At 51.1% G+C, this 14,204-nt stretch carries 11 protein-coding genes; 4 read left to right on the plus strand and 7 right to left on the minus strand.

Annotated elements, in window-relative coordinates:
* Positions 1 to 32: 32 nt before the first annotated feature.
* Both murD and P4D80_RS08390 read right to left on the minus strand, forming a co-directional pair.
* Positions 33 to 1,424 carry a UDP-N-acetylmuramoyl-L-alanine--D-glutamate ligase gene (murD, locus tag P4D80_RS08385; RefSeq protein WP_421658589.1) on the minus strand — a complete coding sequence of 464 codons (1,392 nt, stop codon included), beginning with the start codon at positions 1,422 to 1,424 and terminating at the stop codon, positions 33 to 35.
* A gap of 179 nt (positions 1,425 to 1,603) precedes the next feature.
* Positions 1,604 to 1,948 (minus strand): BON domain-containing protein, encoded by a 345-nt coding sequence (locus P4D80_RS08390; protein WP_421658590.1) that lies wholly within the window; start codon positions 1,946 to 1,948, stop codon positions 1,604 to 1,606.
* Between the two features lie 440 nt (positions 1,949 to 2,388).
* On the opposite strand from P4D80_RS08390, the gene pyk reads away from it, so the two are divergent.
* Positions 2,389 to 4,173 carry a pyruvate kinase gene (gene pyk / locus P4D80_RS08395; protein ID WP_421658592.1) on the plus strand — a complete coding sequence of 595 codons (1,785 nt, stop codon included), beginning with the start codon at positions 2,389 to 2,391 and terminating at the stop codon, positions 4,171 to 4,173.
* A gap of 76 nt (positions 4,174 to 4,249) precedes the next feature.
* On the opposite strand, the gene queA is transcribed toward pyk, so the two are convergent.
* Positions 4,250 to 5,317: a tRNA preQ1(34) S-adenosylmethionine ribosyltransferase-isomerase QueA gene (gene queA / locus P4D80_RS08400; protein ID WP_421658593.1), complete on the minus strand. Its 1,068-nt coding sequence runs from the start codon at positions 5,315 to 5,317 to the stop codon at positions 4,250 to 4,252.
* Between the two features lie 162 nt (positions 5,318 to 5,479).
* On the opposite strand from queA, the gene P4D80_RS08405 reads away from it, so the two are divergent.
* A complete protein-coding gene (locus P4D80_RS08405; RefSeq protein WP_421658595.1) occupies positions 5,480 to 5,869 on the plus strand; it encodes a hypothetical protein in 390 nt (129 codons plus the stop codon).
* 33 nt (positions 5,870 to 5,902) lie between these two features.
* On the opposite strand, the gene P4D80_RS08410 is transcribed toward P4D80_RS08405, so the two are convergent.
* Entirely contained in the window at positions 5,903 to 6,409 is a 507-nt protein-coding gene (locus P4D80_RS08410; protein WP_421658596.1) for a YraN family protein, read from the minus strand.
* Positions 6,410 to 6,840: 431 nt separating this feature from the next.
* On the opposite strand from P4D80_RS08410, the gene P4D80_RS08415 reads away from it, so the two are divergent.
* A complete protein-coding gene (locus P4D80_RS08415; RefSeq protein ID WP_421658598.1) occupies positions 6,841 to 7,386 on the plus strand; it encodes a pentapeptide repeat-containing protein in 546 nt (181 codons plus the stop codon).
* Positions 7,387 to 7,851: 465 nt separating this feature from the next.
* Positions 7,852 to 8,403 carry a shikimate kinase gene (locus P4D80_RS08420; RefSeq protein ID WP_421658599.1) on the plus strand — a complete coding sequence of 184 codons (552 nt, stop codon included), beginning with the start codon at positions 7,852 to 7,854 and terminating at the stop codon, positions 8,401 to 8,403.
* A gap of 194 nt (positions 8,404 to 8,597) precedes the next feature.
* Here P4D80_RS08420 and P4D80_RS08425 read toward each other — a convergent pair whose 3' ends face one another.
* From P4D80_RS08425 to P4D80_RS08435, 3 genes are all read right to left on the minus strand, one after another.
* Entirely contained in the window at positions 8,598 to 10,403 is a 1,806-nt protein-coding gene (locus P4D80_RS08425; protein ID WP_421658601.1) for a glycosyltransferase family 39 protein, read from the minus strand.
* A 9-nt stretch (positions 10,404 to 10,412) separates the two neighbouring features.
* The gene (locus P4D80_RS08430) at positions 10,413 to 12,680 is read right to left on the minus strand and encodes a transglutaminase TgpA family protein (RefSeq protein WP_421658602.1); all 2,268 of its coding nucleotides are present in this window, start codon (positions 12,678 to 12,680) and stop codon (positions 10,413 to 10,415) included.
* 380 nt (positions 12,681 to 13,060) lie between these two features.
* Positions 13,061 to 13,885, minus strand: coding sequence for a hypothetical protein (locus P4D80_RS08435; protein ID WP_421658603.1), 825 nt, complete (start codon positions 13,883 to 13,885; stop codon positions 13,061 to 13,063).
* Between the last annotated feature and the right edge of the window lie 319 nt (positions 13,886 to 14,204).

Here is a 14,204-nt window from a genome sequence, read left to right on the forward strand (position 1 = left end):
GGATGGGTGATGGAGTGAGGGGGGGATGAGTTCTAAGGAACCTGTTCTCCAGTAACTAACAACTCTAGGCAGAGTTGGCGGAAGTGGTCTCCTCGCTGCTCAAAGTTCTGGTACTGGTCGAAGCTAGCGCAGGCAGGAGAGAGTAAAACGACCTGCGCACTATACTGCCTGGCAAGTTCTATTGATCGCGGCACTGCCTGTTCCAGAGTTTCTACAATTTCCAGATTTGAGTAACCTGCTTGCTCTAACCGCTCGGCAAAGGTAGGAGCGGCATCACCAATCAGCAGCACAGCCGCCGCCTTAGCCTGGATCGTGGCAATCCAGGTGCTGTCATCGCCAATTTTGGCTTCGCCACCTGCAATCAGAATTGTGGGGCTTTTGACAGCAGACAGTCCGACTTGAGCGGCATCATAGTTGGTTGCTTTGCTGTCATTGATGAAGTCAATCCCCTGCCAGGTGCAAATGTGTTCTAGCCGATGGGGAACACCAGGGAAGGTGGCAATGGCCTGGGCGATCGCACCCTTTTCAATGCCTGCCAACCTGGCGGCGGCTACGGCCATCAGTAAATTTTGCTGATTGTGCTTACCGGGCATCCGCAGCAAGCTAAGGGGTAAAATCAGCTCTTTCTCAGTTCGCACCCAGGCATCTTCAATGTACACTCCCAAACTTGACTCTCCCAGCAAGTCCGCTTTCCCGTGGATGCTGGTCCAGCAGGTGTCGGGGCGGATGGGATTTTTCCGTTGCTGTCCCACCGTTCGCAGATAGGAATCATCCCCGTTTAGCACCTGGTACTTTGCCTGACTTAACAGGTGGGCCTTGATGCGGTAATAGTTCTCCAAAGTTTTATGGCGGTTCAGGTGGTCCGGAGTAAAGGTCGTCCAAACAGCAATTTGAGGAGCAATAGAAGGAGAGGACTCGATCTGATAGCTGCTGAGTTCGGCGATCGCCCAATCTGGCTTTTTCGCAGCCAGGGCCACTTCGCAGGCAGCCAGGCCAATGTTACCAAAGGCTGGAGCATCGAACCCTGCCGCCTGAAAAATGGCAGCAATCAAAGCTGTAGTCGTGGTTTTGCCATTGGTTCCGGTGACTCCCACCCAGGGGCGATCGCTGAGATACCGCCAAGCCAGTTCCATTTCACCAATGGTTTCAATTCCCAGTTCCCGCGCCCGCACCAGTCCCGGTGCATCCCATGGCACCCCTGGACTCACCACAATTTGTTGAATTTCTGCGGCAGACAGCGTATCGGGAGTAAAGGAATCTCCCAGGCTGACAGCGATTCCTTCGGCTTCTAGTTCCTGTTGTTGTTGTCGAAGGGAGTCAGACGTTCCCCGATCTTTCACCACCACCTGCCAGCCTTCCCGTTTGAGTAATCGCGCTGCCGCCACTCCTGATTTTCCGAGACCGATTACAAACGCATTAGGCATGGCAGAATGAACTTCCCTAATTTGGCAAACCCCATGGTATTACACGCAATGGGTTACTTGGAAGCTAGAGATCCCTGGTTTCTCGATAAGAGGTTGTTTTCACCGAAAAAATTCCCCCCGTTTGTGCCACTGTAAAGACAGAAACGGAGGGAATTGGAGAGGGGTAAACCTGATGAAAACTATTTGCCAACCGTGACCTGATCGGTGGTCACATCAGTGGCACCGTTTACTCCCCTGGCAACCGATACCATCTTGTCCAAAATACCCTGAGTGGGAACTTTGCCCTTTAATACAACAGTGGTGCCTAATTGGGCAACCCACAGGGTATCAATGTCATCCAGTTCGGGATCCTGGTCAAATGCAAGGGCAACCCGCTTTGCAAGGCCGCTCTCGTCGTATTCTCCATTAAGCCCGACCCGTTCGGGAGGGATTGCCTCACCCGAAGCAGCAGCGGGAGCTGGCGAAGGATTCACCTGAGCATTTTGAGGCTTTTCCATGCCAAACAGTCTTTGTAGCCAACCCATGATTTTTTCTCCAGTAAATCGCTTCTAACTGAAAGTCTCGTCTAATCAGCTAACTATGTCTAATCAGCTAACTATTTTGATCTGCCCGCGAGATAATTTGAGCCGCCTGGAAGGGGAATTTTGCTGAGACAAACCAAACAATAGAAACAATACAAGGGACGAGAGAAAATGCCAGTAAAGAAAATCTTAAAGTGGTACCGATTTGACCACCTCCCCTCATCCCGTGCCTTAAGAGCAAGTTGGCACATGGGTGACTGTCAAACGTGATACTATCCGTTGTGCGATCGCGTTACCATTATCCGTTTCCGTTGGGTTTGGGTTGGGTGCTTCTCACCATGACTCGGAGACTTGCGTCGCTCCATCAGAATGCGGGAAACTGTCGCTAGTCCGATTTTTCGGATTGATCTCTGCCATCCTTCCTACTCTCCTGGTTTGCATTCATGCAGTTACAGAATTCTCAACGTCGAACCAAGATTGTGGCTACAATCGGTCCCGCCACCAGCAGCCCGGATGTTTTGCGTGCCCTGATTGAGGCCGGAGCAACAACGTTTCGCCTCAACTTTTCCCACGGTACCCATGACGATCATCAGCGGAGCATTCGCTTGATTCGGCAAACCTCCTTTGAGCTAAACCAGCCAGTTGGTATTCTGCAAGACCTGCAGGGACCCAAAATTCGCCTGGGACGGTTTGAGAATGGTTCGATTGTGTTGAAGAAGGGCGATCGCTTCATCCTTACCAGCAAGCCTGTCACGGGTACCCAGGAAATCAGTTCTATCACCTACGAATATCTGGCGGATGAAGTTCCCGAAGGGGCAACCATTCTGCTGGATGACGGCAAGGTTGAAATGTTGGTCGAGAAGGTTGACCGGGCAGCCGGAGAGTTACACTGTCGTACCGTTGTGGGCGGAACTCTTTCTAATAACAAGGGCGTTAACTTTCCAGGCGTTTATTTGTCTATCAAAGCTCTGACAGATAAGGATAAAAAAGACCTGATGTTCGGTCTGGATCAGGGAGTAGACTGGGTTGCCCTCAGCTTTGTCCGCAATCCGCAGGACGTATTAGAGATTAAGGAGTTGATTTCGAGCGCGGGTAAAAATGTGCCTGTGATTGTCAAGATTGAGAAGCACGAGGCGATCGAAGAGATGGAAGCTATCCTCTCAATCAGCGATGGGGTGATGGTGGCGCGGGGCGACCTGGGAGTAGAACTTCCGGCTGAGGATGTGCCAATCCTGCAAAAACGGTTGATTGCCACCGCAAACCGCATGGGGATTCCCGTCATCACTGCCACCCAGATGCTAGACAGCATGGTAAATAGCCCCCGCCCCACCCGTGCTGAAATTTCTGATGTTGCCAATGCCATTCTGGATGGTACCGATGCAGTCATGCTTTCAAACGAAACGGCGGTGGGCAAGTACCCGGTTGAAGCTGTAGCCACAATGGCCACGATCGCAGTCCGAATTGAAAAGGAAGAGGCCAACCGGGCCAGCGAAGATAGCGGGCGTTCTATTCCCAACGCTATCAGTTGTGCGGTGCGACAGATCGCTGAACAACTGGATGCCGCCGCCATCATGACGCTGACCAAAACAGGTGCAACCGCCCGCAATGTCTCCAAATTCCGTCCTAAAAAGCCAATCCTGGCCGTGACTCCCCATGTGGATGTGGCACGACAACTTCAACTTGTCTGGGGTGTCAAGCCGCTGCTTGTACTCGACCTGCCCTCTACTGGCCAAACCTTTCAGGCTGCCATTAGCGTAGCCCAGGAAAACTATCTGCTGAAGGAAGGGGATCTGGTTGTAATGACGGCGGGAACCCTCCAGGGGGTTTCTGGCTCCACTAATCTGATCAAGGTTGAAGTGGTGACGGCTGTGCGCGGCAAAGGCGTTGGAATTGGTCAGGGTTCCGTCAGTGGTCGCGCCAGGGTAATTCGCAACAGTGCGGAAACAACCCATTTCAACCCTGGTGAAATCCTGGTGGCACGGGATACCAAAGCTGAATTTGTGGATGCCATTAAAAAAGCTGCTGGCATTATTACCGAAGACGGTAGCCTCAAAAGCCACTCAGCCGTCATTAGCCAGCAGTTGCGCGTCCCTGCCATTATTGGTGTCAAGAATGCCACTTCTCTAATTCGAGATGGAGAAATTATCACGCTGGATATTCAACGCGGAGTAATTTACTCCGGAGCGGCAACCTCTTCTACCCAAATGACCGCAGCATTGCCAGTTTGAAGAGCAGGCTGTGCGATCGCTTTTCTCGAAGGGGTGATGGAAGAACCCTGGTAAACAAAGTCAGGACCACAAATTCTCAAGCTTCTATCCTGGCTTCTGGCAAAATCAACATCGCATCCCCAAAAGAGTAGAAACGGTATCCTTCGGCGATCGCCACCTGATACAAATCCAGCAATCGTTGACGACCTATCAGCGCACTCACCAGCATCAATAGGCTGGACTTAGGCAAATGAAAATTGGTAATTAAACCGTCAATCACGCGCCATTGATAACCAGGGTAAATAAACAAATCCGTCTTACCGCGAAAGGGCCGAAGCACTCCAGATTGGGCAGCGGCTTCCAGCGATCGCACCACTGTCGTTCCCACTGCAATGATCCTTCCCCCTCTGGCCTTCGTCCGACGAATCTCTTCAACCGTCTGTTTCGGCACCTCTAACCATTCCGCATGCATCCGGTGAGCCGTGATTTCCTTTGCTTCCACCGGACGGAACGTACCAACCCCCACATGCAACGTCACAAATACCTGGTGAATCCCCCGTTCCTTTAATTGTTGCAACAATTCTGGAGTAAAGTGCAACCCTGCCGTCGGTGCAGCCACTGCCCCCGGACAGGCCGCATAAACCGTCTGATACTGACCTGGGTCGGCAGTGGTGTCTGTAATGTAGGGTGGCAATGGCACCTGCCCCAGGCGTTCAATCATCGCTTCCAGCGTCTCATCTGGCGGCACTTCAAACTGCAAAACTCGTCCTCCTGTCTTAGCATCCGTTGTCAGCACAGTTGCACTTCCCGCTTCTCCATTCCCTTGCCTGCCAAACAAGATCCGTACTCCCGGCTTTAACCGCCGCCCCGGTTTGACCAGTGCCAACCAGCAGTTTGTTTCCGGCTGGGGCTCCAGCAACAGAATTTCCACCCGCAGCCCACTGGGTTTATAACCGTATAGTCGCGCTGGAATCACCCGTGTATTGTTGAGAATCAGTAAATCCCCCGATCGCAGCAGATTCGGTAAATCCCGAAAGACGGCATGGGTGTATTGGACAGAATTCTTTACCACCAATAACCGGGAGCTGTCTCTTGGGGTGGCAGGTGTTTGGGCAATCTGCTCGGCTGGAAGAACGTAATCGTAAGCAGCCAGAAATTGATCCATCTTTACGGCTTTACAGGGAATTTCTTTACAGGATGAGAGGTTTTCGGAAAAACACACTTGGGGGAAAACCCTCATCAGAACGGGGGCTTTTCCCCTGGTAACAGCCTGGTTATTAGAGAACCATAAAGGTATATGCCCTTCATTGGGTCAGGAGGATTGCTCATGGATTACCTCTACTATCTTGCTAACGCTAGCCTCACCTTGAGGGTTGTTGAATACCTGCATACCTCCAAACAACTTCCGGTTTCATTCTTGACGGTCATTCACCAGATTGACGGTTGGATTGTTCGGGTAAAGATGAGCCGCTATCTGGAACCCCATCAACACGGTGATTTCCAGGCATTTATGAACGAACTGGGTGTCCCCTTCGAACCCAACATTCGGGTGCAAATGGCCCTTTGGGGCCTGGAAACGGGGCAGTCTCCCATTGATGTGATGCATCGTTATCAGGTGGCTATCGTATCTCATGGACAGCCAGACCGGGAAGAAATTGAAGAGTTCCGCAAGCAGTTTGTTCAAGGTTTAGGCTACTGTCCCGAAACGCTGGCCTAGAAGAATGTTTCCCATTCCTTATTTACTCCTTATTTACAAGGTAAAGGCTGACGGAATGTAGTCCTGCAAAATCAGGTGATAGTTTGCCGTGACGAGAGCAGCCTCTCTCTTCCCAGAAACATCTGTTTTAGCAGGATAACAGGTCACTAACGCCACATCAAACCGACAGGGGAGTTCTGCCAGATGCGGATGGTCAGCTAAAAATAGTTGAGCCGCTTTCCAAAGCTTTGCCTGCTTCCGGCAAGTAAGGGCCAGTACTCCATCGGCATCCCAATTTCCTTGACTTCGAGTTTTGACCTCAACAAAAGCAATAGAAAGACAACAGGCCGGGTTAGCTGGGTCAATCTGGGCAATGACGAGATCCAGTTCTCCCCAACGGCAGTGCCAGCGTCGCTCCAAAAGCCGCCATCCATGTTCCTGTAGCCACTGGGCAACCAACTCCTCACCCAGAGCGCCCAAGTCGGGAGATTTTGAACGCTGGATGATTCTACTGGAACCAGTTTGGGGATGGGGAGGTTTTGAATTGGGCTTTTGCGGCATGGCTTCAGGGTTCCCCAACTGTTTCAGTTTGGGTCTTTCCGGGAAGAAGGGGAGCGGGTTCGGGTAGTATCAGAATGATACCAACTTTGCTCCAGGCTTTCTTGGCGGACTGGGAGAAGAGGGGCGTCAGCTACTCTTTCATCCAAACAAAAGCCCTGGGATAGTGATTTTGTTTTGGTGGTAAGCTTCGCTTATTATCAAACTCCCAGGAGAGCTTTACTCGATTGTTTGTTCGAGTTGAAGTCGGCTTAGCATTAGCTTGGTAAGTAGCTGGGCGCAATTAAATTAAGGATAATTTCGGGGTGGAGGGGGTGAACCACCCTGCCTGGGGGCGCAGCCCCCACTCCCCTTAAATTAATTGTGGCTACCTACTTAGCTGATTGGATTATGTTGACGGTTGTGTGTGAATGTAATGAATAGCAGACCGATGGGTGACACCCGTCTTTAGGAGTAGTAATCAATTTGTCGCCTTACTGAAGTTGTTGCGCAAGCAGATGATTATCCTCTTTTGTACTCTTTTATGGAGTGGTGTCTTTTGGGCTGTCGGGTTGGCGGGTTTCGCCCCTGCGTTTGCAGATGACTACAATAGTGGGTTTCTGGTGGGTGCAGACTTCTCTGAGAGAGTACTGACGGATTCCAGTTTCACAAGAGCCAACCTGCGCGGCACCAATTTTAAGAATGCCGACCTGCGGGGAGTCAGCTTCTTTGGTGCCAATTTGGAAGGGGCAAATCTGGAGGGTGCGAATTTGAGCAGTGCCACATTGGATACAGCCCGGCTGACAGCAGCAAACCTGAAAAATGCTGTTTTAGAAGGGGCCTTTGCCTTTAACGCAAAATTTGATGGTGTCATTATCGATGGAGCCGATTTCACCAATGTTGAGGTACGGCAAGATACTCAAATGTTGCTGTGTAAGGCAGCAAGGGGTACCAACCCTGTAACGCAGCGAAACACACGAGATACACTGAATTGTCCATAGCAGAGGTTGCTGAAAGCAAGATGATTTAAGCTCGGGTTGCCTGTATCCAGAACTTTTTGCATCTCAAGAATCAGCTAAGGATCATGGATTTAATAACACCGCGTTCTTTGAGTGAACTGACCTCTCCCCCTTCCCCTCTCCGAAATCGGAGAGGGGAAGGGGGAGAGGTTTTCGGAGTTATTTAACTCTTATTCCTAAGTAGCTATAGCGATCCTGCTTGAAATTTGAACGGGGTGCAGGGGTTAAACTCCTGCATGGGGGCGCAGCTCCCACTCCCCCCTTTTACAATTAATTATGGCTACCTACTTATATAGCAGCGGTAGTCATTATGGTTAGGACGGGGTGCAGGGGTTCCACCCCTGGCTAGGGGCGAAGCCCCCACTTCCTCTCTAATGCCAATGTCCTAACGCACCTGCGTAGAGCTATACCTGATAAAAAGGAATTTATGGTGATGGGGTACAACGGGTGAGTGATTGGTTGAAGGGTGTAAATCTTTACCTCATTGGCATGATGGGGGCCGGAAAAACAACGGTGGGGCAATTGCTAGCTGAGCAATTAAACTATCGTTTTTTTGATACCGATGAGGTGGTTGAACGAGTTGCGGGGCGATCGATTAACGAGATTTTTACGGAATTGGGGGAAGCGGCCTTTCGGACTCTGGAAAGTCAGGTGTTAGCGGAATTATCGGCTTATACCCGATTGGCGATCGCAACCGGAGGCGGAATTGTCCTCAAACGAGAAAATTGGGGCTATTTGCGGCATGGAATTGTAGTCTGGTTGGATGTCCCCGTTGAGCATCTCCAGGCACGGCTTAAAGGAGACACTTCCCGTCCCCTGTTGCAAGAAGCTGACCCCGCTGCTCGCCTCCAGACCCTACTCGATCAACGTCAACCGCTCTATGCTCAAGCAGACGTTAGAGTAATTCATCACTCCGGCGAAGCGCCTGAACAGGTTGCTGCACGAGTTCTTGATCAAATTCGGCTGGCCATTAAACCAGAGCGAACTGAATTGAATTAAGCAGTTATAACTCTACGCGGGTGCGTTAGGACATTGGCATTAGAGAGGGAGTGGGGGCTTCGCCCCCAGCCAGGGGTGGAACCCCTGCACCCCGTCCTAACCATAATGACTACCGCTATAATGGTGAATAAATGGTGAATAAACTCAACTGTAGCGATCCTATTTGGATTCCTTTCTCACAAAGCCTCTCAGTCTCACGGCTGATTTAGGACTGCTATACATCGGTACATTTGATACGGAACGCCAAGGCGGTGATAGTTACCTGGGTCAAGTTTGCAAGTTGCCTGAGTTCCTGGTTGATTAGTGGCTAAGGATAGTTGAGATGGGTAGTCGACTCGGCGTAAACCTGGAGCAACCAACCAAAAGTTCAGGGGAAAGAGGAGTGGGTGGTTGAGTTCAGGAAGGGTTTGCCAGATACGCTCATAGCCCTGCGATCGCGCCAGAAAGGCAAAGTAAGTCTCATTTGGGTGGGTAGCCTGATTCCATGCTTCATGGTTCAACGCCAACCCAAAGCTAAGCCCCAATGCAATATCCTGAAAATCCATGTAGGCAAGACTTACAAGCAGAGGTTTTGCGGATTCTACCAGCATATTTTGGGCAACCCGATCTGGCTGGTAAGGCTTCTGAAACCCCTGATTCGAAACAACTAATGCGCTACTCAACATCCCAACCAGCAACAACCAGGCAACAACTTTCGTCCCTTTTCTTTCAGCTTTCAACCTCCGCTGAACGGGTCTTGAAGCACTGATAAAATCTCCTATCGCTGCTTCTAAGATTTGTGTTCCCACAGTTGTTTGACTCAGGCTGGCTCCTAAAAGGGCACATACGGCAGGAAAGTAAATAAAGTTGTAACGGGGAACCTGAGTAATGTCCTTGTTGAGAAGATAAACAATGACCAGAAACTCTAGTAGCACCAGCAAAGTAAAAACGACCAGCATCCGAGTTGCCAAATGAGTTTCGCGTGCGCTCCAAAGTTGCCAAAATTTAGGGAATACTTTCCACCCAAACCATCCTGTAAACAGCAGCATCCCTCCAACAGAAATGGCTGCAATCCAGATGGATTCACTTTCTGCTGGCAGGGCAATGACCATGACGATCCAGCCCAGGGGAAGTTGATAGAGAGGAGCAATAGCATCCAGCCAGTTCGATTGGGGAGTGTTTAACCAATCGGTTTCGGGGCGGGTCAGATGGTTGACCAGGGTGGGCAACCAGGGAAGGTAGGTGAGGCTGGTGCCAATGATGGCAAGGGTAATGACCCCCAGCGATCGCCGCAGGTGAAGATTCGAGGGCAGGGGATGGAGAGTTGGCAGGTATTTCAGGCTCAGGAAGTTAATTATCAGGGTTGCCGCCTGGGCAAAAAATGCTAGCAGAAAGAAGTAGTGGACATAAAAGCCAAGGCTATTAACCAATACCCAACCAAGCCAGATAGGGGGACGAAAGCGTTGATGGTAAAGATCACGATGAAGCTGATACAAACCCAGCAATGCCAGCGTTATCAGAAGCATGGGCAGGGTGTAGTGGCGGGCTTCCTGGGAGAGATAAACCGCGAAGGGGGAAACCGCCATTAATGCTGCACCCAGGAGACCCGCGGCAGGCGAAAAAGCAACTCGGTTGAGTTGGTAGAGTGCTGCGATCGCCACCACTCCCACCAGAGCTGGCATTGCCCTTAATTTCCATACCCAGGACTGATCCAATCCCTGAATCCAGGCCATCCAACTGTGCATCCAGCAAAAGAACAGGGGCGGGTGAACCGATTGAGTCGATACCGTCTGCACAATTTGAGAGCAGGAGGTAGCCGGATTCAACGTAAATATGTGTTCCAGTTCGGATACTGGAACTACCCTGTCAAGCGGCACATCATCAAAACTGCGACCCAAACTGAACAGGGCCGTCAATACCTCATCTGCCCAGACTGGTTTGGAATCCAGATGCCAGAACCGCAGTGCTGCTCCCCCAAGGAGAATAAGCACCAGGAGCAAATGGTGCCGGGAAACCTTCATCAATGATGCCTAACGACGTTTTTTCAAAGCTTGTAATTGTTGCTTGAGATGGTTGAGATCGGGCATTTTTTGGCCATAGCGCCAGCGGACGTAGGCTTCAGAAATTTCCTCAATTACAACTGCTCGCTGTCTGGGCTGATGGGTTCGGGATTGGCGGGCATATTCCAGGGGAGTTTCAGCGGGACGCTTACGAAATCCCTGATCGGCCATCCAATCCAGCATTTGACGATAGAGTTGCTCCATCGGCGGAAGCTTCGCTAACCAGCGCTGGTAGCGCCAACTCCGCCATCCTTTCCAGGCCAACCAGCCCCCAAAGCCCAGGGAGATCGCCCCAATCAACCCGGCAAACAATCCCACCCATCCGCGGGAAAACAGTCCAAACAGCCAGGTAATGGCTCCAATCACCATTCCTAAAGGGAAGCTCAACAGTCGGCTAACCTGGCTGGTCAGAGGAGAAGGTAGCCAACCCGCGACCCACTTCCAAAATTGCTGCAAAACAGTAAACGTCTGGTCTTCCTCAATAGAAGGTGGAATTAGTTCGTGCCCCGGAATGGGGTCAAACGCAAACCAGCCGTATTTGGGAAAAAACACTTCAGTAACGGCATAAGCATCGGTGTTGCGAACTACATATAAACCGGTAAAGGGGTTAAACTCTCCGGGACCAAAGCCAACCGCCAGCCGGGCAGGGATACCAATCGAACGCAGCATAATAGTTAGCGCTGTGGAGAAATGATCCGGATAACCTCCCTGGTACTTGAACAAAAATGCCTCTACCAGGTCTTCATCCTCTCCCAAGAAGGGTAGATTGGGCTGAATTGAATACCGTTGCTTTAACGCCTGCGCCAGAAACAACGCTTTTTCATAAGCGGAAGTAATGGGACTGGGAGCAGTTGCCAGGAGTTCTTCTGCGCGCTTCCGAACCTTCGCTACAATCCTGGGCGGAACTACCAGGTAGTGTTCCCGCATGTAGGCAGAATAATTGGTAGGAGCATTTCGCAGCTTTGCGCGATCGCGGTACGGTACCTGTGAAATCACCGTATATGTTAAGCCTTCCACCAACCCCAGGGGCGATCGCAAATTTCCCTCCGGATCAATGGCGACCTGTTGAGTTGGGAAATAAAGCTCCTTCGGCTGCATCAGGGATGCAATCAGGTTTGGCAATTCCGAAACAACTGTATAGGTTTGCACCACTTCCTTAGTCCTATTCAGGCTGGCCGGTCTGGGTAAGAAAAATTGATAGGACCAGGTGGGGCGAGTAATCGTTGTGGTTTTGTCGTTTTGAGAAATCTCCCATCCCTGCCCCAGGTAGCGGTCAAACGCCAGGACGCGCCAGAACCCTTCCGCCTGGGATCGCACCCGCATGACAATCTGTGGCTTTAGGGCTCCCCGCAGATTCTGGTTAATCCGACTGCTAAAGCCATAGTAAAAATTTTCGTCTAGCTGACCGGGGCCCAGCCCAGCTTCCCCTCCGGCTCCTCCCGCCCCCTCGCCTTTCCCTGGGTTACCAGAGCGCACATAACCTGGATTAATAATCTCGGTACTGTCTGCAAACATTTCGGGGCGGGGAGCACTCACCGGAAACGTCCGTAACTGATAGCCCGGCAGGCGCGGTAAACAGGCAAAAATGGTCAACCCCAATCCCAGAATGACTACCAGAAAGGTTGCCAGACGTCTGGGAGACAATCCCACCTGTTTGAAGGGAGACTTGGATAAACTGCTCAGCAGTCCAAGGCGGGAGCGGTAGTCCAACACCAGAACGGGCAGAGCGATCGCCAGAAACAGTAACAACAGGAGCCCAAAGGTCATGGTCTGACTCAGGGTACTGGCAACTCCAATCAGAATTAGACCAATCGCCATCGAGTAGCCCAGATCCTTTCGGCGGGGCAGGTCAAAACTATGGAGCACCTGAAGCTGTACCAGCAATTCTGCCAGCACCAAGCGCGTATCATTCAGTTCCCTCCGCAGCCCCACAAAAAACGCTGCCAGTGCCAGCAGCATTCCAATCGCAATACAAAATTTCGCGGCCATATTGGGTTTGTGTCGGCGATACCAGCTCCAACAGGCACCCACCATACTGAGGGGTATCGCCCAGACACTCATAGAGGTTGATGCTGCCACATCCGTCGCTACAATCCCCACCAGCACCATGGCCTGTGCCAGCACCCTTAACAGCAGGGATTCTTCCACTTCAGGTGGAGGCAGGGCTTCCAACCGCCGCCACAAACGATCTACAACCGGCAGCACCCCTATTCGTTTAGCCCCAGATACACCAGCCATTCTATTGAACAAAGGTAGTTGATTCCTACAGCCATACTACCCACAATTCAGGCTGGCTCAACGGATTCCCGCAGGTTGACATCGGATTGAGGGGAATGGAGGGGGGAATGAGTGGATGGATGGATGAATTTTGAGTTCTGAGATGGATGGATGAGTTTTGAGTTCTGAATTGTAACGGATCCCTAGCCTCTTCTAACTCTACTCCCACCCCAGAGACAGACCCCAGACATCCCTGTCAGCTCGCCCTTAAACCCTAGCGATTTGTCAGTTCTAATTTTGTACCTCCGGATTGAGTAAGAGTGGTTATTTTGTGAGTTTTCAACTCACAAAATAAATCTTGACAGACCACTAGCCCCTTCTAGCTCTAACCTCCTACCCCCTTACTCTTCGACTATTCGGATCACAAAAATCAAGGGATTGGGGTCTTTCTCTGTTAGACGCACTTCCAGCGTATAGGACTGATTGGGTTGAACCTCATTCAACTCGACGCTGAGATTGCCTGCTGTCAGGCGATCGCCACTGGCCTGTAGACCATTGCCAAGTAAACGCAGGCTACCTCCGCAGGGCAGGTTCCCCTCAATCCGCAGCTTTGCCGATGAAGTTATAAGCTCATAGGCAGCTACGAGCGACATTGTCCCAACTTCTGTCACCCACTGCCGTTCTACCCGCGGCTGGCGGGAAGAGAGAGTTAGCGTAAGAGCGGTCATAATTTCCCGTGCAGCCAGAAGAGACAGTACCATTTGCTGGGCAGAAACTGCCGTCTCGTAGCTGAGTGGATAATTAGTTCCCGGTGCTGGTGCGGTCGTGGTTCCAGAGCGGACAGGGGAGGTCATAACCAGACCAGCCAACTGGTTCAATGTTTGAGTATGACCCGGAAACAGGTCCTCAACAATGCGCACTAACTTCGCCCCTTCCAGGAGGGAGGATTGGGCAACTTCCTGACAGCGCTGGAACAGTTGTGCCAGAACTTTTTCTGGCATTGGAACCGGGAGGTTCAGATTCTTGAGCTGACTTGTCCACAGCCCCACGGGAACTTTTTGGCTTCCAGCCGCAGTCACTGGAGTTGCTTGCGTATTAGTTGCGGCACAGGGAATCACTTCTGTCTCGTAATCATGAATCTCTGTTTCCCAGGGGAAAAGAGGTGGGTTTCGTTGAATCTCGGTCTGAAGTCGATTTTTCAACAGGGAATAAAAACGGTCTTGCACGGCAGGTATTTCTCCAAGTTCGAATAGGGATTCCCTTTGTGAGGGAATAGTCTCTGACCCATGCTGACTGGAGGTTATAGAGGATGCATCCTGCGAAATAGGGGAATTAGATAAGTTTGGGCCGGAAAAGCCCTCGCCTGCGCTCAAATCTTTGCTGATTGCCGCTGCATCTGCCATTGATGCATTGGGGATCAAATCTTGAAGGAGCTTTAGCAGTTTTCTCTGGAGAACCTCTGAGTCATCATGCATGGTTTATAGACTCCTATTCATTGGTAGACGCCGTTCCTCCGGATAGTAAGTTACAAATTTCCCAATAACA

The organism is Leptothermofonsia sp. ETS-13 (genome assembly GCF_049200465.1).
Lineage (GTDB): Bacteria > Cyanobacteriota > Cyanobacteriia > Leptolyngbyales > Leptolyngbyaceae > Leptothermofonsia.

Excerpts from the sequence above, each read along its gene's own strand:
- P4D80_RS08430 (WP_421658602.1), bottom strand. The coding sequence starts at position 12,680 with ATGGCTGGTGTATCTGGGGCTAAACGAATAGGGGTGCTGCCGGTTGTA.
- P4D80_RS08405 (WP_421658595.1), top strand. The coding sequence starts at position 5,480 with ATGGATTACCTCTACTATCTTGCTAACGCTAGCCTCACCTTGAGGGTT.
- P4D80_RS08410 (WP_421658596.1), bottom strand. The coding sequence starts at position 6,409 with ATGCCGCAAAAGCCCAATTCAAAACCTCCCCATCCCCAAACTGGTTCC.
- murD (WP_421658589.1), bottom strand. The coding sequence starts at position 1,424 with ATGCCTAATGCGTTTGTAATCGGTCTCGGAAAATCAGGAGTGGCGGCA.
- P4D80_RS08425 (WP_421658601.1), bottom strand. The coding sequence starts at position 10,403 with ATGAAGGTTTCCCGGCACCATTTGCTCCTGGTGCTTATTCTCCTTGGG.
- pyk (WP_421658592.1), top strand. The coding sequence starts at position 2,389 with ATGCAGTTACAGAATTCTCAACGTCGAACCAAGATTGTGGCTACAATC.
- P4D80_RS08390 (WP_421658590.1), bottom strand. The coding sequence starts at position 1,948 with ATGGGTTGGCTACAAAGACTGTTTGGCATGGAAAAGCCTCAAAATGCT.
- queA (WP_421658593.1), bottom strand. The coding sequence starts at position 5,317 with ATGGATCAATTTCTGGCTGCTTACGATTACGTTCTTCCAGCCGAGCAG.